The 21,179-nt window shown below is 67.7% G+C and carries 16 protein-coding genes; 5 read left to right on the forward strand and 11 right to left on the reverse strand.

Going from position 1 to position 21,179, the window contains the following annotated elements; all coding sequences use genetic code 11:
• Nucleotides 1-6: 6 nt before the first annotated feature.
• From HMPREF3115_RS27795 to HMPREF3115_RS27825, 7 genes are all read right to left on the reverse strand, one after another.
• Nucleotides 7-1,341 (reverse strand): hypothetical protein, encoded by a 1,335-nt coding sequence (locus tag HMPREF3115_RS27795; RefSeq protein ID WP_070556988.1) that lies wholly within the window; start codon nt 1,339-1,341, stop codon nt 7-9.
• Nucleotides 1,341-2,975: an LVIVD repeat-containing protein gene (locus HMPREF3115_RS27800; protein ID WP_035947705.1), complete on the reverse strand. Its 1,635-nt coding sequence runs from the start codon at nt 2,973-2,975 to the stop codon at nt 1,341-1,343. The genes HMPREF3115_RS27795 and HMPREF3115_RS27800 overlap by 1 nt, the downstream gene beginning before the upstream one ends.
• Nucleotides 2,976-3,021: 46 nt before the next feature.
• Nucleotides 3,022-3,447 (reverse strand): hypothetical protein, encoded by a 426-nt coding sequence (locus HMPREF3115_RS27805; protein WP_175835831.1) that lies wholly within the window; start codon nt 3,445-3,447, stop codon nt 3,022-3,024.
• Nucleotides 3,448-3,940: 493 nt separating this feature from the next.
• Nucleotides 3,941-5,482: a multidrug efflux transporter outer membrane subunit OpcM gene (opcM, locus tag HMPREF3115_RS27810; RefSeq protein ID WP_006406839.1), complete on the reverse strand. Its 1,542-nt coding sequence runs from the start codon at nt 5,480-5,482 to the stop codon at nt 3,941-3,943.
• A gap of 10 nt (nt 5,483-5,492) precedes the next feature.
• Nucleotides 5,493-8,678 carry a multidrug efflux RND transporter permease subunit CeoB gene (gene ceoB, locus HMPREF3115_RS27815; RefSeq protein WP_053298173.1) on the reverse strand — a complete coding sequence of 1,062 codons (3,186 nt, stop codon included), beginning with the start codon at nt 8,676-8,678 and terminating at the stop codon, nt 5,493-5,495.
• Between the two features lie 45 nt (nt 8,679-8,723).
• Entirely contained in the window at nt 8,724-9,941 is a 1,218-nt protein-coding gene (gene ceoA, locus HMPREF3115_RS27820; RefSeq protein WP_053298172.1) for a multidrug efflux RND transporter periplasmic adaptor subunit CeoA, read from the reverse strand.
• Nucleotides 9,942-9,972: 31 nt separating this feature from the next.
• Nucleotides 9,973-10,833 carry an alpha/beta hydrolase gene (locus HMPREF3115_RS27825; protein WP_006397264.1) on the reverse strand — a complete coding sequence of 287 codons (861 nt, stop codon included), beginning with the start codon at nt 10,831-10,833 and terminating at the stop codon, nt 9,973-9,975.
• 172 nt (nt 10,834-11,005) lie between these two features.
• On the opposite strand from HMPREF3115_RS27825, the gene ceoR reads away from it, so the two are divergent.
• Together ceoR and HMPREF3115_RS27835 are read left to right on the forward strand one after the other, a co-directional pair.
• Nucleotides 11,006-12,010: a putative multidrug efflux transcriptional regulator CeoR gene (gene ceoR / locus HMPREF3115_RS27830; protein WP_053298171.1), complete on the forward strand. Its 1,005-nt coding sequence runs from the start codon at nt 11,006-11,008 to the stop codon at nt 12,008-12,010.
• A 452-nt stretch (nt 12,011-12,462) separates the two neighbouring features.
• Nucleotides 12,463-12,756 carry a DUF4148 domain-containing protein gene (locus HMPREF3115_RS27835; protein WP_006406837.1) on the forward strand — a complete coding sequence of 98 codons (294 nt, stop codon included), beginning with the start codon at nt 12,463-12,465 and terminating at the stop codon, nt 12,754-12,756.
• A gap of 218 nt (nt 12,757-12,974) precedes the next feature.
• Here HMPREF3115_RS27835 and HMPREF3115_RS27840 read toward each other — a convergent pair whose 3' ends face one another.
• From HMPREF3115_RS27840 to selD, 3 genes are all read right to left on the reverse strand, one after another.
• Complete coding sequence (locus tag HMPREF3115_RS27840; RefSeq protein WP_006406836.1) at nt 12,975-14,048, reverse strand: purine-nucleoside phosphorylase; 1,074 nt, start codon at nt 14,046-14,048, stop codon at nt 12,975-12,977.
• Nucleotides 14,049-14,175: 127 nt separating this feature from the next.
• Entirely contained in the window at nt 14,176-14,766 is a 591-nt protein-coding gene (locus HMPREF3115_RS27845) for a LysE family translocator (RefSeq protein WP_006406835.1), read from the reverse strand.
• A 64-nt stretch (nt 14,767-14,830) separates the two neighbouring features.
• The gene (gene selD / locus HMPREF3115_RS27850; RefSeq protein ID WP_080559108.1) at nt 14,831-15,895 is read right to left on the reverse strand and encodes a selenide, water dikinase SelD; all 1,065 of its coding nucleotides are present in this window, start codon (nt 15,893-15,895) and stop codon (nt 14,831-14,833) included.
• Between the two features lie 124 nt (nt 15,896-16,019).
• Here selD and HMPREF3115_RS27855 point away from each other — a divergent pair, with 124 nt between their 5' ends.
• A complete protein-coding gene (locus HMPREF3115_RS27855) occupies nt 16,020-16,856 on the forward strand; it encodes a DMT family transporter (protein ID WP_070556990.1) in 837 nt (278 codons plus the stop codon).
• Between the two features lie 40 nt (nt 16,857-16,896).
• On the opposite strand, the gene HMPREF3115_RS27860 is transcribed toward HMPREF3115_RS27855, so the two are convergent.
• Nucleotides 16,897-18,408: a MocR-like pyridoxine biosynthesis transcription factor PdxR gene (locus HMPREF3115_RS27860; RefSeq protein WP_070556992.1), complete on the reverse strand. Its 1,512-nt coding sequence runs from the start codon at nt 18,406-18,408 to the stop codon at nt 16,897-16,899.
• A gap of 120 nt (nt 18,409-18,528) precedes the next feature.
• Between HMPREF3115_RS27860 and HMPREF3115_RS27865 the strand changes: the two genes are divergently transcribed.
• Nucleotides 18,529-19,818: a 4-aminobutyrate--2-oxoglutarate transaminase gene (locus HMPREF3115_RS27865; protein ID WP_045593479.1), complete on the forward strand. Its 1,290-nt coding sequence runs from the start codon at nt 18,529-18,531 to the stop codon at nt 19,816-19,818.
• A 75-nt stretch (nt 19,819-19,893) separates the two neighbouring features.
• Nucleotides 19,894-21,179, forward strand: a 1,286-nt coding sequence (locus HMPREF3115_RS27870; RefSeq protein WP_256276451.1) for an NAD-dependent succinate-semialdehyde dehydrogenase, incomplete at its 3' end; no start/stop codon positions are given.

Genomic DNA, 21,179 nt, shown 5'->3' on the forward strand with positions numbered 1-21,179 from the left:
TCCCGATCAGTAGTCGGCAGACGAGACCCACCCCGTCACCTTCCAGCCGATTCCATTGCGCTTCTCCGACACGATCCCGAGGGTGTCGTACGGCGAGTCGAGCAATTTGACGAGTGCAACGGCGCGCAGGTTGCCATCGCTCGAGCGCGGCAGCGCAAATATCAGGAAAGGCAGGACGGGCGACGGTTTCTCGCCCTCGACGATCAACGGCAGCACGGCATCGTTCAGTGACGTGAACACCTGGAACGATGCGCGGTTGCGCGCAGGCGAGGACGAATGCGCCGTAGAACGAGGCAGACCTTCGCCGGCCAGATACGCACCATGATCCCTCAGCCTCCATCCGACGAGCGCGTCGACCAGCGCATTGTCGGGCTTCTGCCCGCGCGCGGCCGAAATCGCGGGCAACCAGCGCTTGTCGACCGGCGACGTCGTGACCCAGTCGCTGAAAAAGCGCGTGTAGAAATCGACGATGTCCTTGTCGACGCCGGGCTGCACCGCCGACGGCAGCGGCACGGGCAGGTCGCGCCGCCCGCGCCACCGTACGGCTTTCCACGCGGGCCCGTCAGGCAGACTGATGCCGTCGAGAAACGACGTATCGGCGATACCGTTCGCGACGAACCAGTCGGATTTGGCGCGCTTCGTTCGTGCGGCGATGAACCCGGGAAGCCGTTGCCGCACCTGATCCCACGGTACGGCCCGCCGCGCCGCTCCATTGATATTCGGATACCTCGTCATCTGAAGATAGGTCGCCTGCGCCATCGACTCCACGTCGGCCGCCCGACGCCAGGTCAGTTCGGCCGCGTGGCTCGACGGCGTGGGTTGATCGAGTGGAGCGGCCATCGCGAGGCCGGCATCGCACATGATTCCGTCGCGGCTCCAGTCCGGAACGGATGGCACACCGCGATGCGCCCACGAATCCTGCCAGCCATGAAGCGCGCGTCCGAATTCGCCCAGCATGAACGCGGCCTTGCCGCCGCCCGCCTTGACGAGCGCCGCGTCGATGGGCGCGAGCGCCGCCGGCCCCCCGGGCGCGACTGCTCTTGCCTGCGCATCGGCCGGCACGGTCCGTGTGCCCGGATAGTGCCGAGCCTGCGCATCGACGGCATCGGGAAGAAAGCGCGACAGGCACGCGTACTGCAGCGGAGACGTCATGTACTCGATCGACCCTGCATCGATGCGCTGATCCGCGAGTGCAATGGCCTCGGCGTCGGGCGGCGCGAAGCCGGCCTGCCGTGCGAGCCACAGCGTGAGGCCAAAGTGCACGTCGGCTTCGAAACCGGCACACCTCAGCGGCATCGCGAGCGCGATCGCGCAAACCAGCCAGCCACCGTGAAAGCGCATCAATTTCCGATCTCCGTTGCCTTCGTGCTTTCCGGGAACGGCCAACTGCCGTTCTCGAACGACAGCACAAGCATGCCGTTGTCCTGGCACGCGGTGGTCAGCAGATGGCGGTCGAAATCGAAATCGAGACGCGACGCGCACCAGTCCGGCCCGCCCGCACGGTACTGGCCGAACATGAGGTGCGCGGAGCCCGCGCCGGGCGACTTCACGGAAGCCGGGTTGTAGTACGCGATCTCCTTCGGCTTCGACGGATCGCGGATGTCGAACACGCGAATGCCGGAGTTGAAGTAACTGCACGCGAGCGCCGTCGCGTTTTGCCGGTTATCGACGCTGCAGTAGTGCGCGCCGTACGTGAACGTGGTCAGGCCTGCGATATCGGGAATGACCTTGCTGCAGTTCGCGATCGCGTGCGTTTCGAGCCGGAGCTCCGACACCAGCCGGGGCGCGGCTTCGTTGGACATGTCGTAGATGTGCCCCATCGGGAATGGCGCCACGCCGGCGTTGCACGCGGCCTTGACGGCCGTTGCGCCCGGGTCCTGGAGCCCGCCGCCCCCGCCCTCGTCGACTTCGATCAGATACGGTTTGCCTGCCACGGCGAACGAGATCGTATGCTGCGCAATGCTCCCGTTCCGCACCGGCACGGTCGCGATGCGGTGCATCTTCGCGTTGGGACGCCGGCTCTGCACTTCGCTGGTGTCGACGACGAAAAAGCCGTTGTCGCCGGTCGCGTTGGCATCGTTCAGCGGCGGCGCGCCCATGCCGACGGCCGCGCCGCCGTTCCCCGACGCGACGAAGTATGCGCGCGTCCCGTCCTGGCTCACCGACAGGCCGTGCGAAAAGCTGCCCATGCCGAGCTCCGGCAGACTGATCGCGGAAATCATCTTCGGCCGGGTCGGCACCGTCAGGTCGATCGCGTAGTAGCTTTTCGTGAAGGCGCCGCCGACGTAATACGTGAGCCCGTCGGGTGAAAATCCGCCTTCGTGACCGAGCGACTTGGTCGTCGGTACGATACCGCCGTCCTCGCCCGTGCCGACGGGCACGCTGGCCAGCAACTGCGGACGCGTGCAATCCGAAGCGATGTCGTACAGGTCGATCTCCGGACCGCCGCCGCCGCCCAGGCCGTTGTCGGCAGCGAGGATCCCGCGCGCGACGTTCACGCGCAGCGATTCCCACGGATCGATCATCGACGTCGAGGTCAGCGAAGTCACCCGCACCGGCTGCGCCGGGTGGGTGATGTCGATCACCGGCACGCCCGGGTTCACGCGCGGCGGCGCATCGGGATTGGCGAACAGCGCGCTGGCGCCCATCGTCGCGTGATAGAAGCAGGTCTGACCTTTCCTGTCGGTATAGGTGGCGGCCGACCACGACGCACCTTCGCCCTGAACCTGGCTGACGCGCTTGAGGTTGCAGCTGAAGCCGCCGAATCCCGCCTGTCGTAACGCGGCGGGAACCTGCCCTTGCAGCGCGGTCTCCGGCGTATCGCCCGGGCTGCAGCTCGGCACACGCGGGACGACATAGTCGGCCACGGACACGCCGGGCGCGGCGGCCGACGTGTCGTCGGCTTCTCCGCCGCAACCGGCCAGCACGAACATGCAGAGCGACAGCGCGAACGCTGTGCGAATCGGTAGTTGCATCGTTGTCTCCTTCGGTGTTGTTTGTCGTGATGAAAATGCGCGACGGTCACGGCGCCGGATAGATTTCGATCACGGCGACTTCGATCGTGTCGCCTGTCCGGCTGTGGAAATGCAGCGAGAAACGCCCGGTGATGCCGATCGGGAGAATGTCCAGCGACTGCGCACCGCCGGACGCGCATGCCGCCAACGCACCCGGGATTTCGTGCACCATCAGGACGCCGGTTTCCGTCGCATGCACGTCGATATGCACGGGCACGCCTTCGCGTATCGCGATCACCGGCCGCTCCCACGGCACCCTGCCGCGATCCACGTAGACGGAGAAATGCCGTTGCTCCGGCGGTGCCGGCGATGCGCGCGGCACATGCCTGGCGACGCCGTACGCCAGCAACAGCGCCAATGCGATCGCGATCCATGCCGGCGCGCGCCTGCGCCACGGCCGCGGCCCTGCCTCGATGCTCGTGCTTCGTTCCATCGGCACTTGCGCCACGCGATGTGGCTCCGTCAAACCGCCCGCCCATCGGGTGGATTCGATATCGATGGATGGTAGTGAGCGGTGCCGCGGCGAGATATCGGCTTATTGCGGACTGTCGAGAAATTGCGTACCGAGTAACCCCAGTGGCGGCGACGGACGACGCACGGTGCCGACCTCGTTTCGGCGGATGGGGTGGCCGGAAAAGGTACCGGAGCCCGGCAGGAGGGCTTGCCCGGAAGCGCGGCGAGGACGGCGGGATTCAGCGTGTCGGCCACGCGCGGAACGCGTGGCCGAGCGTATCGCCGCCGCGGTCGGCCGATACGTGGTCGCGCTTGCCGAGCGGACGTACGGCGGAGCGCGAGCGGCATGCATAAAAAAACCCGATCCGCGTCACCAGGGATCGGGTTCTTCCGGCTTTCATCTGCCTTCGTCAATCGAATGTCGGTGTCGGCGATGTGTGGCGACCGCCCCACCACCGGCACCGGCGGCCATCTCACCGCACGGCGACGTCCTGCGTGCCCGTCGCCGCATCGCCGACCGCCGTCGACGCCGGCATATCCCCCCAGCCGCCGCCCAGCGCACGGATCAGGTTCACCGTCGACACCGCCTGCGCACCCGTCAACTGATTCGCCTGCAGCTGCGACTGCAGCACCGAGCGCTCGCTGTCGATCACGTCGAGATACGCGACTTCACCTTCCTGATACTGCGTCCGCGACAGCGTCGCCGCACGGCGCGACGCATTGACGGCCGCATTCTGCGCGCGGATCTGATCGTCGAGCAGCCGCAGATCGGCGAGATTGTCCTCGACCTCGCGGAACGCGACGAGCACCTGCTGCCGATAGTTCGCGACCTGTTCGTCGTACTGCGCGCGCGCCTGCTGCACACCGGCCGCGCGGCGTCCGCCGTCGAACAGCGGCAGCGTCAGCGCGGTGCCCGCGAACGGGCCGAGCAGGAACGTGCGGCTCGACCACAGGAACAGGTTGCCGAGCGTCGACGCTTCATAGCCGAACGATCCGGTGATGTCGAGCTTCGGGAAATACGCGGACTTCGCGAGCCCGATCCGTGCGTTCGCAGCCGCCATCGCACGCTCGGCCGCCGCGACGTCCGGACGGCGTTCGAGCAGCGCGGACGGCAATCCCGGCGGAATCTTCACCGCGACCGGCACGAGCGGCGTTTCCTTGAACGCGAAATCGGCCGGCGCCTTGCCGAGCAGAATGGCGAGCGCATGCTCGGACGCCGCGCGCCGGCGCGCGACGCCGACCGCATCGGCCTGCGCCGACGCAAGCTCGTTCTTCGCACGCGACACGTCGAGCTCGCTGATGTCGCCTTCGTTGAACCGGCGCTGCACGAGCTTCAGCGCCTCCTCGCGCAGTTCCACCGTGCGGCGGTACAAGTCCTGATCCGAATCGAGCTGGCGCAGTTCGAAGTAGTTCTGCGCGACGTCGGCCTGCAGCGCGAGCTGCACCGAACGGAACAGCGCTTCGCTTTGCGCCTGATCCGCGCGCGACGCCTCGACGTTGCGGCTCACGCGGCCGAACAGGTCGGCCTCGTACGACACGGTGCCCTGCGCGCGCCACAGCGTCGCGTTGGTCGGCCCCGTGCCCTGCGGCTGGAACTGCGACGCCGACGAAAGCCCCTCGCGCGTCGGCCCGAAGCCGACGCCGACCTGCGGGAACCACTGCGAGCGCGCGGTGCGCGTCGCGGCGCGCGCCTCCTCGACGCGTGCGGCCGCGGCCTTCAGGTTCTGGTTCGCAGCGAGCGCCTGTTCCTCGAGCGCGTCGAGCACGGGATCGCCGAACACCTTCCACCATTCGCCGCGATGCGCGCCATCGGCGGGCTCGGCCGGCTTCCACGTGCCGGCCTGCTCGCCGGGCGCGAGCGTCGGCGCTTCCTTGAACGCCGCGGGCGTCGTGACGTCCGGGCGCTTGTAGTCGGGGCCCACCGCGCACGCGGCGAGCAGCGTCGCGAGCAGCGTGCTTGCGGCCGCCACCTTCGCGATACGCATCAGGCCGTTTGTGTTGTGCATGTTGTCCATCTTGTTGTCCTCAAGCATCCGGTGCGGGCACGCCGTAACCGGCCGAATCCTTGCCGGCGACGTGAATCTTGCCGCCCGCGAGCGTGCGCAGCACGACGTAGAACACCGGCGTCAGCATCAGCCCGAACAGCGTGACGCCGAGCATCCCGAAGAACACCGCGACACCCATCGCATGGCGCATCTCCGAGCCCGCGCCGGTCGACGTGACGAGCGGCACGACGCCCATGATGAAGGCGATCGACGTCATCAGGATCGGGCGCAGACGCAGCCGGCTCGCCTCGATCGCAGCCTCGAGCGGCGTCTTGCCGTCGTGTTCGAGCTCGCGCGCGAATTCGACGATCAGGATCGCGTTCTTCGCCGACAGCCCCACCAGCACCATCAAGCCGATCTGCGTGAAGATGTTGTTGTCGCCGTGCGTGAGCCATACGCCGGTCAGCGCCGACAGAATGCTCATCGGCACGATCAGGATCACCGCGAGCGGCAGCGTCAGGCTTTCGTACAGCGCGGCGAGCACGAGGAACACGAGCAGCACGCTGATCGGGAACACCCAGATCGCCGAATCGCCGGCCAGGATCTGCTGGTACGTGAGGTCGGTCCACTCGAACCGCACGCCGCGCGGCAGCGTTTCGTGCGCGATGCGCTCGATCGCGGCCTGCGCCTGCCCCGACGAATAGCCGGGCGCCGGGCCGCCGTTGATGTCGGCTGCCGTGTAGCCGTTGTAGCGCACGACCATTTCGGGGCCGAACGTCGGCGTCACGGTCACGAGCGACGACAGCGGCACCATCTCGCCGGCAGCATTGCGCGTCTTCAGCTGCAGGATGTCGTCCGCGCGCTGACGGAACGGCGCATCGGCCTGCACGCGCACCTGGTACACGCGTCCGAAGCGGTTGAAGTCGTTCACGTACAGCGAACCCAGATACACCTGCATCGTGTTGAACACGTCCGTCACCGACACGCCGAGCTGCTTCGCCTTCACGCGATCGAGATCGACGTTGAGCTGCGGCACGTTGATCTGGTAGCTCGTAAACAGCGGGCCGAGTTCGGGCGCCTGCTGCGCACGCTTGATGAAGTCGTTGGTCGCATCCGACAGCTTCGCATAGCCGACCGCACCGCGATCCTCGATCTGCATCTTGAAACCGCCGAGCGTGCCGAGGCCGAGCACCGGCGGCGGCGGGAACACCGCGACGAACGAATCCTTGATGCTTGCGTACTGCTGATTCAGCGCGCCCGCGATAGCACCGGCCGACAGCGCCTTGCCGTGCCGCTCAGAGAACGGCTTCAGCGTGACGAACACGATGCCCGCGCTCGAGCTGTTCGTGAAGCCGTTCACCGACAGCCCCGGGAACGCGACGGCGCTCTCGACGCCCGGCTGCTTCAGCGCGATCGAGCCCATATCGCGGATCACCTTCTCGGTGCGATCGAGCGACGCACCGTTCGGCAGCTGCGCGAACGCGATCAGGTATTCCTTGTCCTGCGCGGGCACGAAGCCGCCCGGCACGACCTTCGACACGAGCACGGTCGCACCGACCAGCACGAGATACACGCCGAGCATCACGGCCTTGCGCGACAGCACGCCGCGCACGCCGCGGCCGTAGTTCTCCGCGCCGCGATGGAACACCTTGTTGAAGCGTCGGAAGAACCCGCCGAGCACGCGGTTCATCACGCGCGTGAGCCAGTCTTCCTTGTCGCCGTGACCCTTCAGCAGAATCGCGGACAGCGCCGGCGACAGCGTCAGCGAGTTGAACGCCGAGATCACCGTCGAGATCGCGATCGTCATCGCGAACTGCTTGTAGAACTGGCCGGTCAGGCCCGACATGAACGCGAGCGGCACGAACACCGCGACGAGCGTCAGCGCGATTGCGATGATCGGCCCGCTCACTTCCTGCATCGCCTTGTAGGTCGCCTGCCGCGCGCTCATCCCGTTCTCGATGTTGCGCTCGACGTTCTCGACGACGACGATCGCATCGTCGACGACGATCCCGATCGCGAGCACCATCCCGAACAGCGACAGCGCATTGATCGAATAGCCGAAGCCGAGCAGCAGCGAGAACGTACCGACGATCGACACCGGCACCGCGATCAGCGGAATGATCGATGCGCGCCACGTCTGCAGGAACACGATCACGACGATCACGACGAGCGCGATCGCTTCGAGCAGCGTATGCACGACGGCCTTGATCGACGAACGCACGAACTGCGTCGGGTCGTAGACGATCTTGTAGTCGACGCCGGCCGGCATGTCCTGCTTCAGCTCGGCCATCGTCTTGCGCACTTCGTCGGAGATCTGCAGCGAGTTCGCGCCCGGCGACTGGTTGATCGCCATCGCGACGGCCGGCTTGTTGTCGAGCAGCGAGCGCAGCCCATATTCCGACGCGTCGAGCTCGATGCGCGCGATGTCGCGCAGGTGCGTGACACCGCCGTCCGGCGTCGTCTTCACGACGATGTCGCCGAATTCTTCCTCGGTCTGCAGACGGCCGCGCGCGTTCACCGACAGCTGCAGCGGCGTGCCGGGCAGCGATGGCGACGCGCCGATCACGCCCGCCGCGACCTGCACGTTCTGCTCGCGGATCGCCTGCACGACGTCTTCGGCGGCGAGCCCGCGCTGCGCGACCTTCTGCGGATCGAGCCACACGCGCATCGCGTAGTCGCCCGAGCCCCACAGCTGCACCTGGCCGACGCCCTGGATCCGCGACAAGCGATCCTTCACGTTGATCAGCGCGTAGTTGCGCAGATACGTCATGTCGTAGCGGTTGTCCGGCGAGATCAGGTGGACGACCATCGTCAGCGTCGGCGAGCTTTTCACGGTCGTGATGCCGAGCCGCTGCACGTCTTCCGGCAGGCGCGGCAGCGCCTGGTTCACGCGGTTCTGCACGAGCTGCGTGGCCTTGTCCGGATCGGTGCCGAGCTTGAACGTGACGGTGATCGTCATGTTGCCGTCGCTGTTCGCCTGCGACTGCATGTAGAGCATGTCCTCGACGCCGTTGATCTGCTCTTCGAGCGGCGATGCGACCGTCTCGGCGATCACCTTCGGGTTCGCGCCCGGATACTGCGCCTTCACGATCACCGAAGGCGGCACGACTTCCGGATATTCCGAAATCGGCAGCAGGAACATCGCGATCACCCCGCCGAGCAGGATGAGCACCGATAGCACCCCTGCGAAGATCGGCCGGTCGATAAAGAATTTGGATATGTTCATGGGTGACTCTGTCTGGTTGAACGCGGATGCGAAGCGGCGCGCCGCTTACGAATCCGCCTTCGCCGGAGCGGCCGGCTTCGCCGTGCTCGCGATCGGCGCCGACGGTGCGTCGCCGCCCGTCATCGGCACCATGTGCGGCTTCACCTGCTCGCCGGGGCGCACGCGCTGCGTGCCGTTCACGATCACGCGGTCGCCGGCGGCCAGGCCGCTCACGATCACGCGCTGATTGCCGTGCTGCATGCCCGGCTGCACTTCCCGATACGACACGCGGCCCTGCTGATCGACGACGAACACGAACTTCTTGTCCTGATCGGTGTTGATCGCCGCATCGTCGACGAGCAGCGCGGCATGCGGCGCGCTGCCGCCGACCTTCACGCGTGCATACAGGCCGGGGACGAGCGTGCCGTCGGCGTTGTCGAAACGCGCGCGCACGCGGATCGTGCCGGACGACGTATCGAGCCGGTTGTCGACCGAATCGATCTCGCCGCTGCGCGAATAGCCGGTCTCGTTGGCGAGGCCGAGTTCGACCGGCACCTTGCGGCCGTTGCGCGCGCCGTTGATGTATTGCAGATAGGTCTGCTCGTCCGCGTCGAACGACGCGTAGATCGGCGACACCGACACGAGCGTCGTGAGCGGCGGCGCCGATGCACCGGCCGACACGACGTTGCCGAGCGTGATCTCCGCGCGCGACACGCGGCCCGACACGGGCGCGGTGATCCGCGTATAGCCGAGATTGATGCGCGCGGTCTCGAGCGCGGCTTCGGCCGCCTTGAGGTTCGCGGCCGCTTCGCGCGCGGCGTTCTGCTTCTCGTCGTAGTCGCGCTTGGCGATCGCGTTGTCGCCGATCAGCCGCTGCGCGCGCTGCCAGTCGCTCTGCGCGTAGCCGTTGCGTGCCTGCGCGGCCGCGAGCTGTGCGGCGGCGCGGTCGACTTCGGCCTGGTACGGGCGCGGATCGATCACGAACAGCACGTCGCCCTTCTTCACGAGCGCGCCGTCCTTGAAGTTCACCGCGACGATCGTGCCCGATACCTGCGGGCGCACGTCGACCTTCTCGACCGCCTCGAGGCGGCCCGAATAGCTTTGCCAGTCGGTCACGGTCTGCGGAACGACCGTCGCGACGTCGACTTCCGTCAGCGGGGCGGCGGCCTTCTCGGGTGCGTTCGCGTTCACGCGCATCGCGCCGAACGTCCCGAGGCCGACGACGGCGATCGTCGCGACCGCAGCGGTCGCGATGCGGGAGCGGGAGGTGCGTAGGATGGCCATGTAGATCTCCGGTAAGCGTGGATTGGATTGGTTATTCGTTGCGATTCGGCTGGCGCGCCTGGAAGCGGCACTGGAAGAAGCGCACGGCTTCGTCGAAGGCGGCTTCGTGCGTCGCGAGCGCGGCATGCGTGACGTCCGGATAGCGGATCACCTGCGTCAGCACGCCCGACGAAATCAGGCAGCCCGCGTATTTCTCCGCCTCGACGTGCAGCACGTCGTTCTGTGCGGTGACGATCAGCGTCGGCGGCAGCCCCGAGAGGCGCACCGACTCGAGCGGCGCCGCATACGGATGCATGCGTTGCGACGCCTGGGGCAGATAGGCGCGATAACAGGCCGCGCATTCGCGTGCGGTGATGTCCGACGCGAGACGTTCGGCATCGCCGATGCGCGTCATGCTCGGGTCGAGCATCGGCCCGAACAGCGCCTGCGCGACGATCGGCACTTCGCCGCGATCGCGCGCGATGAACGCGAGACAGTTCGCGAGCTGTCCGCCCGCGTCGTGTCCCGCGACGCCGATCTTCTTCGGATTGCCGCCGAACGCGCGGGCGCGCGTCGCGGCCCAGACGGCCGCGCGATACGCGTCTTCCGGCGCGGCCGGAAACGGAAACGCGGGCGCGAGCGAATAGTCGACCGACACTACGAGCGCCGGTAAGCGTTCTGCTAAAAAGCGCGCGGCGAAATCCGCGTCGTCGAGCGTGCCGCGCACGAAACCGCCGCCGTGGAAATAAAGCACTACTGGCAACCCGGTCTTGTCGGGGCGGCGATAGAGGCGCAGCGCGATGTCCTGCGCGTAGCCCGGAATTTCCAGCTCCGTGACCGCCAGTGCCGCGCCGGCTCTGGCTTCGGCGGGCAGTGCGGATTTCAGGAATTTGCTGAATTCGGAAGCGTCCATGACGATGCATCGTCCATTTCGAGATGGATCGAATTCTGGGTCCGGCAGACATCCGGATAAATGCCTATAATCCGGCAACACAATTCAACGCCCCCGAACAATCCAGGCTGCGTCTGCCCACGAGGCAGCGCAGCCTCGTTCGTTCCGGGCTCATTAGATTGCGGAGGTAGTGATGGACCGGCTTCAGGCCATGCAGGTGTTTACTCGCGTCGTCGACACGAGCAGCTTCACGAAGGCAGCGGAGACGCTCGGCCTGCCGCGCGCGTCCGTCACGACGATCATCCAGAATCTCGAAGCGTTCCTCGGCGTGCGGCTGATGCACCGGACCACGCGCCGGCTGTCGCTGACGCCCGACGGCGCCGCCTACTACGAACGCTGCGTGCGCATCCTCGCGGACGTCGAGGAAACCGAGGCGAGCTTCCAGAACAACAACCGGAAGCCGCACGGCAAGTTGCGTGTCGACATGCCGGGCTCGATCGGGCGGCTACTCGTGATTCCTTCGCTCTGCGAATTCCATACGCGCTATCCGGACATCGATCTGCAGCTCGGCCTGTCCGATCGTCCGGTCGATCTGCTGCAGGAAGGCGTCGACTGCGTGATCCGCGTCGGCGCGCTGCAGGACTCGTCGCTCGTCGCGCGCCGCGTCGGGCTGTTCGAGGGCGTGTCGGTCGCCGCGCCGGCCTATCTCGAGAAGTACGGCGAGCCGCAGACGATCGAAGACCTGAGCCAGCACAAGGCCGTCAATTATTTTTCGAGCCGCACGGGCCGCACGATCGACTGGTCGTTCCTGATCGACGGCAAGGAAGTCGAGGTCAAGATGAACGCAATCGTGTCGGTGAACGACGCCGACGCGTACGTGACCTGCGGGCTCGAAGGCTTCGGGCTGATCCAGCCGCCGCTCTTCATGGTGCTGCCGCATCTGCGCGAAGGCCGCCTGAAGGAAGTGCTGCCGGGCTTCAAGCCGCTGCCGATGCCGATCTCGGTCGTGTATCCGCACAGCCGCCATCTCTCGCCGAAGGTGCGCGTGTTCGTCGACTGGGTCGCCGAAGTGTTCGACCGCTGTCCGCTGCTGAGCGGCAAGGGCAGCCTCGACGCGACGTGCAGCAAGCGCACGTTCGAGGAAGCCGAGCGCGCACCGGTGCTCGACACGCCCGTCATCAACGAATGGGTCGCATGATCGTCTGACGCGCACGCGCGCGTATCGCGGTGCACGGGCGGATGGCCAGTGCACCGTCCCGCCTTCCTCTCTCTGCATTTCCTTCTGCGTGCCGCGATCGCGCAATGCGCGCGATCGTTTCCCGATCCGCATCGCACCTTTGCGCGACGCGCGTGAATCGCGCGCACATCGCTCGAACATCGTCGGACGAATCGCACGACATCCGCGTCAGGCCCGCGCGCATGCGGTTCGGCGCGATCGTCGGCGAACGGCGAATACCCCTGCCGACAATGCGGATCGCGATTGTTCCTCTCTGACGACAATTCAATTCGCGTCCGTCGCATTTATCGCGGCGCACGACGCTCCTAGAGTAAACCCTGTCGCGCACAGCGTTGCGCATCGAACAGATCCCGCTTCGGGGGGGACCGGGCGCGCCCGAGCGCCGCCCGTATCGATAGAACAGGAGTTTCGCCATGAATCGCCGCCATCTTCTTTCCGCCGTCGCCGTCGCACTCGCCGTATCGGCACCGGCATTCGCCGATACCGATGCGCCGCACGTCGGCGACTACGGCAACACGTCGTCGTACACGCAGCACAACGGCCCGCGCACGCGCGCGGAAGTCCGCGCGGAAGTCGAACAGGCACGCCGCGACGGCACGCTCGCCTATCTGCGCAAGGCCACCTCGTATCCGCAGGGCATCGAACTCGCGCAGGGCCCGTATCGCCCGACGCCGGAAGGCAACCAGCTCGCCGGCGCGGGCCGGTAAACGCACGACGCCGCGCAGCGGGTACGCCCCGCGCGCGGCGCCGTCGATCCATCGCCGATCAATCCGTGAATTGCAGGAGCAGATGATGAACGACCAACTTCCCTCGCCGCTCGATCATTGGGACGACAGCACGCCGGTATGGACGCCGTTCCGTTCGGGTTCGCCATCGCGTTGACCCGACCGTCGCGGTCGTGCGCCTTACCGGCGCGCGTGCCGCGTCAGCGGTGCGGCACGCCGTTGCGCCATTCGCTCCAGTGCGACACGATGTCCTGCACGAGCGGGTTGCCCGCGCGGTACAGGTTCTCGGTCGCGGGCGCGAAGCCGCCCTGGTCCGCGTAGTTCAGCAGGTTGTCCGCGCTCGTCTGGCCGTCGTACGGACGGTCGAAGTCCGAGCCCGTACGCAGCACCGCGACGCGCGACAGATCGACACGCTTGACGCTCGCCGCGCGCTTGAGCGCTTCGAACGTCGCGTTGTCTTCCTGCGCGGTCATGCAGTAGGTGCCCTTGCCGTCGGTCAGGATCTTCGTCCATTGACGCGCGCGCTCGCCGAGCAGCGTGCCGGAGAACCACGTGTTGCCCGACGACGTGTCGCAGCGGATCACGCTCGGCGGCCGGTTCGCCGGCGCATACGAGAATTTCGCGCGCGCGGCCTGCGCCTGCGCGCTATCGGCGAGCACGACGTTGCGCGACAGTGCGTAGGCGGCATCCGCGAGCTGCGGATTGAGCTGAAACACTTCGGTGCGATAGTCGAGCGGCGGCTTGTCGTTCGGGCTCTTCGTGTTGATGCCGAGATAGCCCGTGTTCCAGCCGGCCGGAATCTCGCGCGCGTCGAGCTCCCATTGCAGGCTGAAATCGACGAGGTACTTCGCCCATGCGGCGGAGCCGACCGTGCCTTGCGCCGGATCGACGCCCGCGATGCCCGAGATCAGGAAATACGTGCGCCGCAGGTCGAAGCGCTGCGAGAACGTCAGCGCCATGATCGACGCGGCGGCGTTCGCGTAGCCCATGCCGGTCGTGATCACGCAGACGTCCTGACGGTTGCAGTGCACGGCCGGATAGTCGGGCGACAGGCCCGGCACCGCGACGTCGCGCCACGGGCCGAGCCGGTCGAGCCAGGCCTGGCCTTCCGGCCCGAACATCGTGACGATCATGACCTTCACCGGGCGGCCCTGTGCACCGGTTTCGGCAAAGTCGTTGCCCGCGTTGCCCGGGTTGTCCTGTGCGATCGACGGCGCGGTCGCGCAGGCCGCGAGCGAGAAGGCGGCGGCGGAAAGAATCGAGCGAGTCAGCATCGGCGTTCCTTGTGTCGGGAATGTGAAATGAGAACGGCTGTCGGAGACTGCGCGACCGAGTATAGAACGCGCATCGACCGCGCGTCAGCGGACTACGAAACGCGGGTGCGATGCCGCGCGTGCGGCATTAGAGCCGCGCGAGGCCCGCTACGCCGTAACCGAGCACGACGAGCGCCGCGACGACATGGCTCGCGGCCAGCAGCGCGGGCGATTTGACGAGTCGACCGATCGCACTGCCGCCGAACGCGAACACGAGCTGGCCGGCGAGACTGCCGGCGAACACGCAGGCGGCGCCGAGCAGCCAGTGGCGGTGCGAGGCGGCAGCGGCCGTCGCATAGCCGTAGAACAGCAGGATCGTCAGCGGATTCGCGAGCGTCATCAGAAACATCGACGTGAACGGACGCGCGCCGGGCGGCGGCGCCGCGCCGTCGAGCGTGCGGCGACGATCGCGCAGCGCCTGCCACAGCATCCGCGCGCCCATCGCGAGCAGCACGAGCGCGCCGACCACACGGAACAGCGACAGATGCGACGCGAGCGTGCTCGCGAGCATCGCGCCGATCGTGAACGCGACGACCGCATAGCAGCCGTCCGCCGTCGCGACGCCGACGGCCGCGCGCACGCCGCTCGCGGTGCCGGCGCGCATTCCGTAGTTCGCGATCATCAGCGCAACGGGCCCGACCGACAGCGCGATCATCAGCCCGAACAGGAAGTCGTTCATCGGTCGTCGAAGTAATCGAAGCGCCGTCGGCCTTCGATGCCGGAAACCGCGCGGGAAAAGCGTGTCACGCGACGTCGACGCGTGCGGGCCCGTCGATCATCTCGCCGATCACGGCCGCGCGATCGAAGCCGTCCGCACGGAAGCACGCCAGCACGTCGTCGACCGCATCGGGCGCACAGGCGACCAGCAGCCCGCCCGAGGTCTGCGGATCGGTGAGCAGCGCCTGCGCGGCGGGCGGCAGCGTGTCGGCGATGCGCACGTCCGCGCCGTACGCGGCCCAGTTGCGGCCCGACGCGCCGGTGACGATGCCGTCCGCCGCAAGCGCTTCGACGCCCACGAGCCACGGCAGCGACGCGTAATGCACGCGCGCGGTGAGCACCGCGCCGCGTGCAAGCTCGAGCGTGTGGCCGAGCAGCCCGAAGCCGGTCACGTCGGTCAGCGCATGCACGCCCGGCAGCGCGGCCAGTTCGGCGCCGGGCCGGTTCAGCTTCGTCGTCGTCGCGATCATCTGCGCATAGCCGGCATCGTCGAGCCGGTTCTTTTTCAGCGCGGCCGACAGCACGCCGACGCCGAGCGGCTTGCCGAGCACGAGCACGTCGCCGGCGCGCGCGGCCGCATTGCGTTTCACGCGCGACGGATGCACGACGCCGATCGCCGCGAGCCCGTAGATCGGCTCAACCGAATCGATCGAGTGACCGCCCGCAACCGGAATGCCCGCGTCCGCACACACCGATTCGCCGCCGCGCAGCACGGCGGCAATCGTTTCGTGCGGCAGCACGTTGATCGGCATCCCGACGAGCGCGAGCGCGAGAATCGGCTTGCCGCCCATCGCATAGACGTCGGACAGCGCGTTGGTGGCCGCGATGCGGCCGAAGTCGAACGGATCGTCGACGATCGGCATGAAGAAGTCGGTCGTCGCGACGATCGCCTGCTCGTCGTTCAGCCGATAGACGGCCGCATCGTCGGACGTCTCGGTGCCGACCAGGAGATCCGGGAACAGCGCGGGCGGCGTCGCGCGCTTCAGCAGCTCGGAGAGCACGCCCGGCGCGATCTTGCAGCCGCAGCCGCCGCCGTGCGACAGGCTCGTGAGACGGGGAACGGCGGGCGGGGCTTGGGTGGCTTCGGTCATCGTCGGCATCCGGTGAATCGGTGAATAACAACGTTCTATTATCGACAATTCCTCGTGCGCGCGCGCAATGCCCACATAATGACGGCCCGCCCACGCCGTTTCCTCCGCGCCGCGCCGCCCGTTCATGGATCATCTGTTCATCGGTCTCGTGCTGTGTTCCGCGCTGCTGCACGCGATCTGGAACGCGTCCCTGCACGTCAGCGACGACCGCCTCGTGCAGCTCGGCACGATGTCGCTGCCGTACCTCGCATTCGGCGTGCTCGGCACCGCGCTGCTGCCCGCGCCGGCGCGCAGCGCGTGGCCGTATGTGGGCGCATCGGCGGTGCTCGAGGTCGCGTACTGCTTCACGCTCGTGCGCGCCTATCGCAGCGGCGAGTTCGGGCAGATCTATCCGATCGCGCGCGGCCTGTCGCCGCTGCTCGTCTCGTTGCTCGCGTTCGCGGCGCTCGGCGAACGCCCGACGCCGTTCGGCTTCGCGGGCATCGCGCTCGTGTCGCTCGGCATCATGTCGCTCGCGCTGCGGCGCGGCTTCCGGTTTTCCGGCGAAGGGGTGCCGTACGCGCTGCTCACCGGCGTGTTCATCGCCGCGTATTCGATCTGCGACGGGATCGGCGCGCGCGAATCGGGCAGCGCGCTCGGCTACATCGCGTGGGTGTATCTGCTGTGGAGCGTGCCGCAGCTCGCGCTCGTCTGCGCGATGCGCGGCGGCCCGAAAGCGGTGTTCGGCTCGCCCGCCACGCTGCGCCCGGGCGCGATCGCCGGCACGATCTCGCTCGCCGCCTACGGCATCGTGATCGTCGCGTATCGGCATCTGCCGGTCGCGACCGTGTCCGCGCTGCGCGAAACGAGCTCGATCTTCGCGGTCGCAATCGGCTGGTTCGCGATGCGCGAGCGGCCCGGTGCGCAGCGGCTCGTCGCGTGTGCGCTCGTCGTCGCGGGCGCGGCGCTGATCCGGCTGTAGCGCGCGCCTGCGCCTGCATGCGCACGTGCGCCGCGCGCCGCTACGCGGCCGCGGTGTCGGGCCGCACGAAGGCCCGCGCGTCGATCGCCTCCGCGAGCGTCGCGAACGCCGTCGCGATCTCGTCTTCCGGCACGCACGCGTAACCAAGCAGCAGTCCCGACGATGCGCGCGCGCGATCCGCGTAATAGCCCGACAAGGGCCGCACGACGATATTGCGCTCGAGTGCGGCCTGCGCGACCGCGCGATCGTCGGCGCCGTCCGGCAGCCGCGTGACGAGATGCAGCCCCGCATCGCTGCCGAGCGCGTGGAGCGCGTCGCCGTAGCGGCGCGCGACCGCGTCGAGCAGCACCTCGCGGCGCTGGCCATACAGCGTGCGCATCTTGCGAATGTGCGACACGAAATGCCCTTCCGCGATGAACTCCGCGAGCACCGCCTGCTGCAGCAGCTGACCTTCGCGATAGAGCTCGGCGCTCGCGGTCGCGAAGCTTTCCGCGAGCGGCTCCGGCGCCACCAGATAGCCGACGCGCAGGCCCGGAAACAACGTCTTGCCGAAGCTGCCGACGTAGATCACCTGCCCGGCCGTATCGAGCCCCTGCAGCGACGCGAGCGGCCGGCTGCCGTAGCGGAACTCGCTGTCGTAGTCGTCCTCGATGATCCAGCAGCCGTGCTGGCGCGCATATTCGAGCAGCATCCGCCGCCGCGCGAGGCTCATCACCATGCCGAGCGGATACTGGTGCGACGGCGTGACGAGCATCAGCTTCGGCGGCTCGGCGAGATCGGCGGCGCTCGGCGCGATCCCTTCGTCGTCGACCGGAATCGGCCGCGTCGTGAGCCCCGACACATTCAGCACGCTGCGCACGCCCCAATAGCACGGGTCCTCGGTCCAGATCGCGTCGCCCGGATCGGTCAGCAGCCGCACCGCGAGGTCGATCGACTGGTGGATGCCGGTCGTGATCACGATCTGCTCGGGCGTGCAGCGCACCGAGCGCGACGTGCGCAGATAGTCGGCCAGCGCCTCGCGCAGCAGCGCGAGCCCGCCGCCCGGCGCGTAAGTCAGGAGATCGGGGCGCAGCCGCCGCCAGTACTTGTTGTGGAGCCGCGTCCACACGCGCGCCGGAAATCGCGACACATCGGGCACGCCCGGCATGAAAGCGCCGCCCTGCCGCTTCGACACGCCGGCGCCCTCGACCAGCCGCGTGCCGCGCGCGGACAGCGCGCGCGCCGACGGCTGCACGGCCGCATGCCGCGCGCCCGTCTCGGGCGGCGCGCCGACGATCTCATCGGGCGCGCTGTCGGCGACGAACGTGCCGCGGCCGGTCGCGGAATGCACATAGCCCTCGAGCGCGAGCTGCTCGTACACCTGCGTGACCGTGTTGCGCGCGATCCCGAGCTCGGCCGCGAGCAGCCGCGACGACGGCACGCGCGCGCCGGCCGGCAGTTCGCGCGACAGGATCGCCTGCTGCAGCAGCCGATGCAGCTGCCGGTAGATCGGCTGCTCGCCGCCGCGCACGAGGCGCTGCGCAAGCCAGTCCGACAACACGCTTGCGCGCATGATTGGCTCCTAACTATTTATTGAAATGGCTCTGATTGCCAGAGCCAAATGTGATTATAGTCGCGACCATGGGTTGCCGATGCGCCCGCCTCTCACCTCACCGGACAGAACATCAAGGAGATGACCGTGAAGAATGCCGACCTGCTGGCCCGCAAGAACGCCGCGACCCCGCGCGGCGTCGGAGTGATGTGCGACTTCTACGCCGCCCGCGCCGAGAACGCGGAGCTGTGGGACGTCGAAGGCCGCCGTTTCATCGATTTCGCCGCGGGCATCGCGGTGCTGAACACGGGCCATCGTCATCCGAAGATCGTCAAGGCGATCGCGGAGCAGCTGGACCTCTTCACGCACACCGCCTACCAGATCGTGCCGTACGCGTCGTACGTCGAGCTGGCCGAAAAGATCAACGAACGCGCGCCGGGCGACTTCCCGAAAAAGACGGCGTTCTTCACGACCGGCGCCGAAGCCGTCGAAAACGCGATCAAGATCGCACGCGCGGCAACCGGCCGTCCGGGCGTGATCGCGTTCTCGGGCGGCTTCCACGGCCGCACGATGATGGGCATGGCGCTGACCGGCAAGGTCGCCCCGTACAAGCTGAACTTCGGTCCGTTCCCGGGCGACGTGTTCCACGCGCCGTACCCGAACGCCGTGCACGGCGTGACGACCGCCGACTCGATCAAGGCGATCGAGATGCTGTTCAAGGCCGACATCGATCCGAAGCGCGTCGCCGCGATCATCTTCGAACCGGTCCAGGGCGAAGGCGGCTTCAACCCGGCGCCGGCCGAGTTCGTGCGCGCGCTGCGCAAGATCTGTAACGAGCACGGCATCCTGCTGATCGCCGACGAAGTGCAGACGGGCTTCGCGCGTACCGGCAAGCTGTTCGCGATGCAGCACTACGACGTGCTGGCCGACCTGATCACGATGGCGAAGAGCCTCGCGGGCGGCATGCCGCTGTCGGGCGTCGTCGGCCGTGCGGACGTGATGGACGCGGCCGCGCCGGGCGGCCTCGGCGGCACGTATGCGGGCAACCCGCTCGCGGTCGCGTCGGCGCACGCGGTGCTCGAGATCATCGACGAAGAAAAGCTGTGCGAGCGCGCGACGCAGCTCGGCGACACGCTGAAGGCGAAGCTGAACGCGCTGCAGGCCGAGGTGCCGCAGATCGCCGACGTGCGCGGCCCGGGCGCGATGATCGCGGTCGAGTTCATGAAGCCGGGCACCGGCGAGCCGGACGCGGAATTCACGAAGCGCGTGCAGGCGCGTGCGCTCGAGCGCGGGCTGCTGCTGCTCGTGTGCGGCGTGTACTCGAACGTCGTGCGCTTCCTGTTCCCGCTGACGATCCCGCAAGCCGTGTTCGACGAAGCGCTCGCGATCCTCGAGGAAGTGCTGAAGGAAACGGTCGGCGTGCCGGCCTGAGTTCCCGTCAACCGAATGTGCCGCCGCCGTCGTGAGGACGGCGGCGGCCGTTTCATCTTCACAGCAGGTACCGGAATGAGCACTGTTCAAGAAACCCTGGCACTGAAAGATCCGTCGCTGTTCCGCCAGCAGGCGTACATCAACGGCGAATGGCAAGGCGCGGCGAACGGCGAGACGTTCGAGGTCCGCAATCCGGCCACGGGCGGCCTCGTCGGCACCGTGCCGACGATGGGCGCGGCCGAGACGCGCCAGGCAATCGACGCGGCCAACGCCGCGTGGCCGGCGTGGCGCAAGAAGACCGCGAAGGAGCGCGCGGCGATCCTGCGCAAGTGGCACGACCTGATGATGGAAAACGCCGACGATCTCGCGCTGATCCTCACCACCGAGCAGGGCAAGTCGCTCGCCGAAGCGAAGGGCGAGATCGGCTATGCGGCGTCGTTCCTCGAGTGGTTCGCCGAGGAAGGCAAGCGCGTGTACGGCGACACGATCCCGACGCCGGCGAGCGACAAGCGCATCGTCGTGACGAAGGAGCCGGTGGGCGTGTGCGCGGCGATCACGCCGTGGAATTTCCCGGCGGCGATGATCACGCGCAAGGTCGGTCCCGCGCTCGCGGCCGGCTGCCCGATCGTCGTGAAGCCGGCCGAAGCGACGCCGTTCTCGGCGCTCGCGATGGCCGTGCTCGCCGAACGCGCGGGCGTGCCGGCCGGCGTGTTCAGCGTCGTCACCGGCGATCCGAAGGCGATCGGCGGCGAACTGACGTCGAACCCGATCGTGCGCAAGCTGTCGTTCACCGGCTCGACGCCGGTCGGCCGTCTGCTGATGGCGCAATGCGCGGCGACGGTGAAGAAGGTGTCGCTGGAGCTCGGCGGCAACGCGCCGTTCATCGTGTTCGACGATGCCGATCTCGATGCGGCCGTGCAGGGCGCGATCGCGTCGAAGTACCGCAACAGCGGCCAGACCTGCGTCTGCACGAACCGCTTCTACGTGCACGAAGCCGTGTACGACCAGTTCGCGCAGAAGCTCGCGGCGGCGGTCGCCGAGTTGAAGGTCGGGCGCGGCACCGAGCCGGGCGTGATGCAGGGTCCGCTGATCAACGAAGCGGCCGTGCTGAAGGTCGAGGCGCACATCGAGGACGCCCTTGCGAAGGGCGCGACCGTCGTGACCGGCGGCAAGCGTCACGCGCTGGGCCACGGCTTCTTCGAGCCGACCGTGCTGACGGGCGTCACGCCGGCGATGAAGGTCGCGAAGGAAGAGACGTTCGGGCCGCTCGCGCCGCTGTTCAAGTTCGGCAGCGACGACGAAGTGATCCGCCTCGCGAACGACACCGAATTCGGCCTCGCCGCGTACTTCTACAGCCGCGA

Source organism: Burkholderia sp. HMSC10F09 (assembly GCF_001806955.1).
Taxonomy (GTDB): domain Bacteria; phylum Pseudomonadota; class Gammaproteobacteria; order Burkholderiales; family Burkholderiaceae; genus Burkholderia; species Burkholderia multivorans.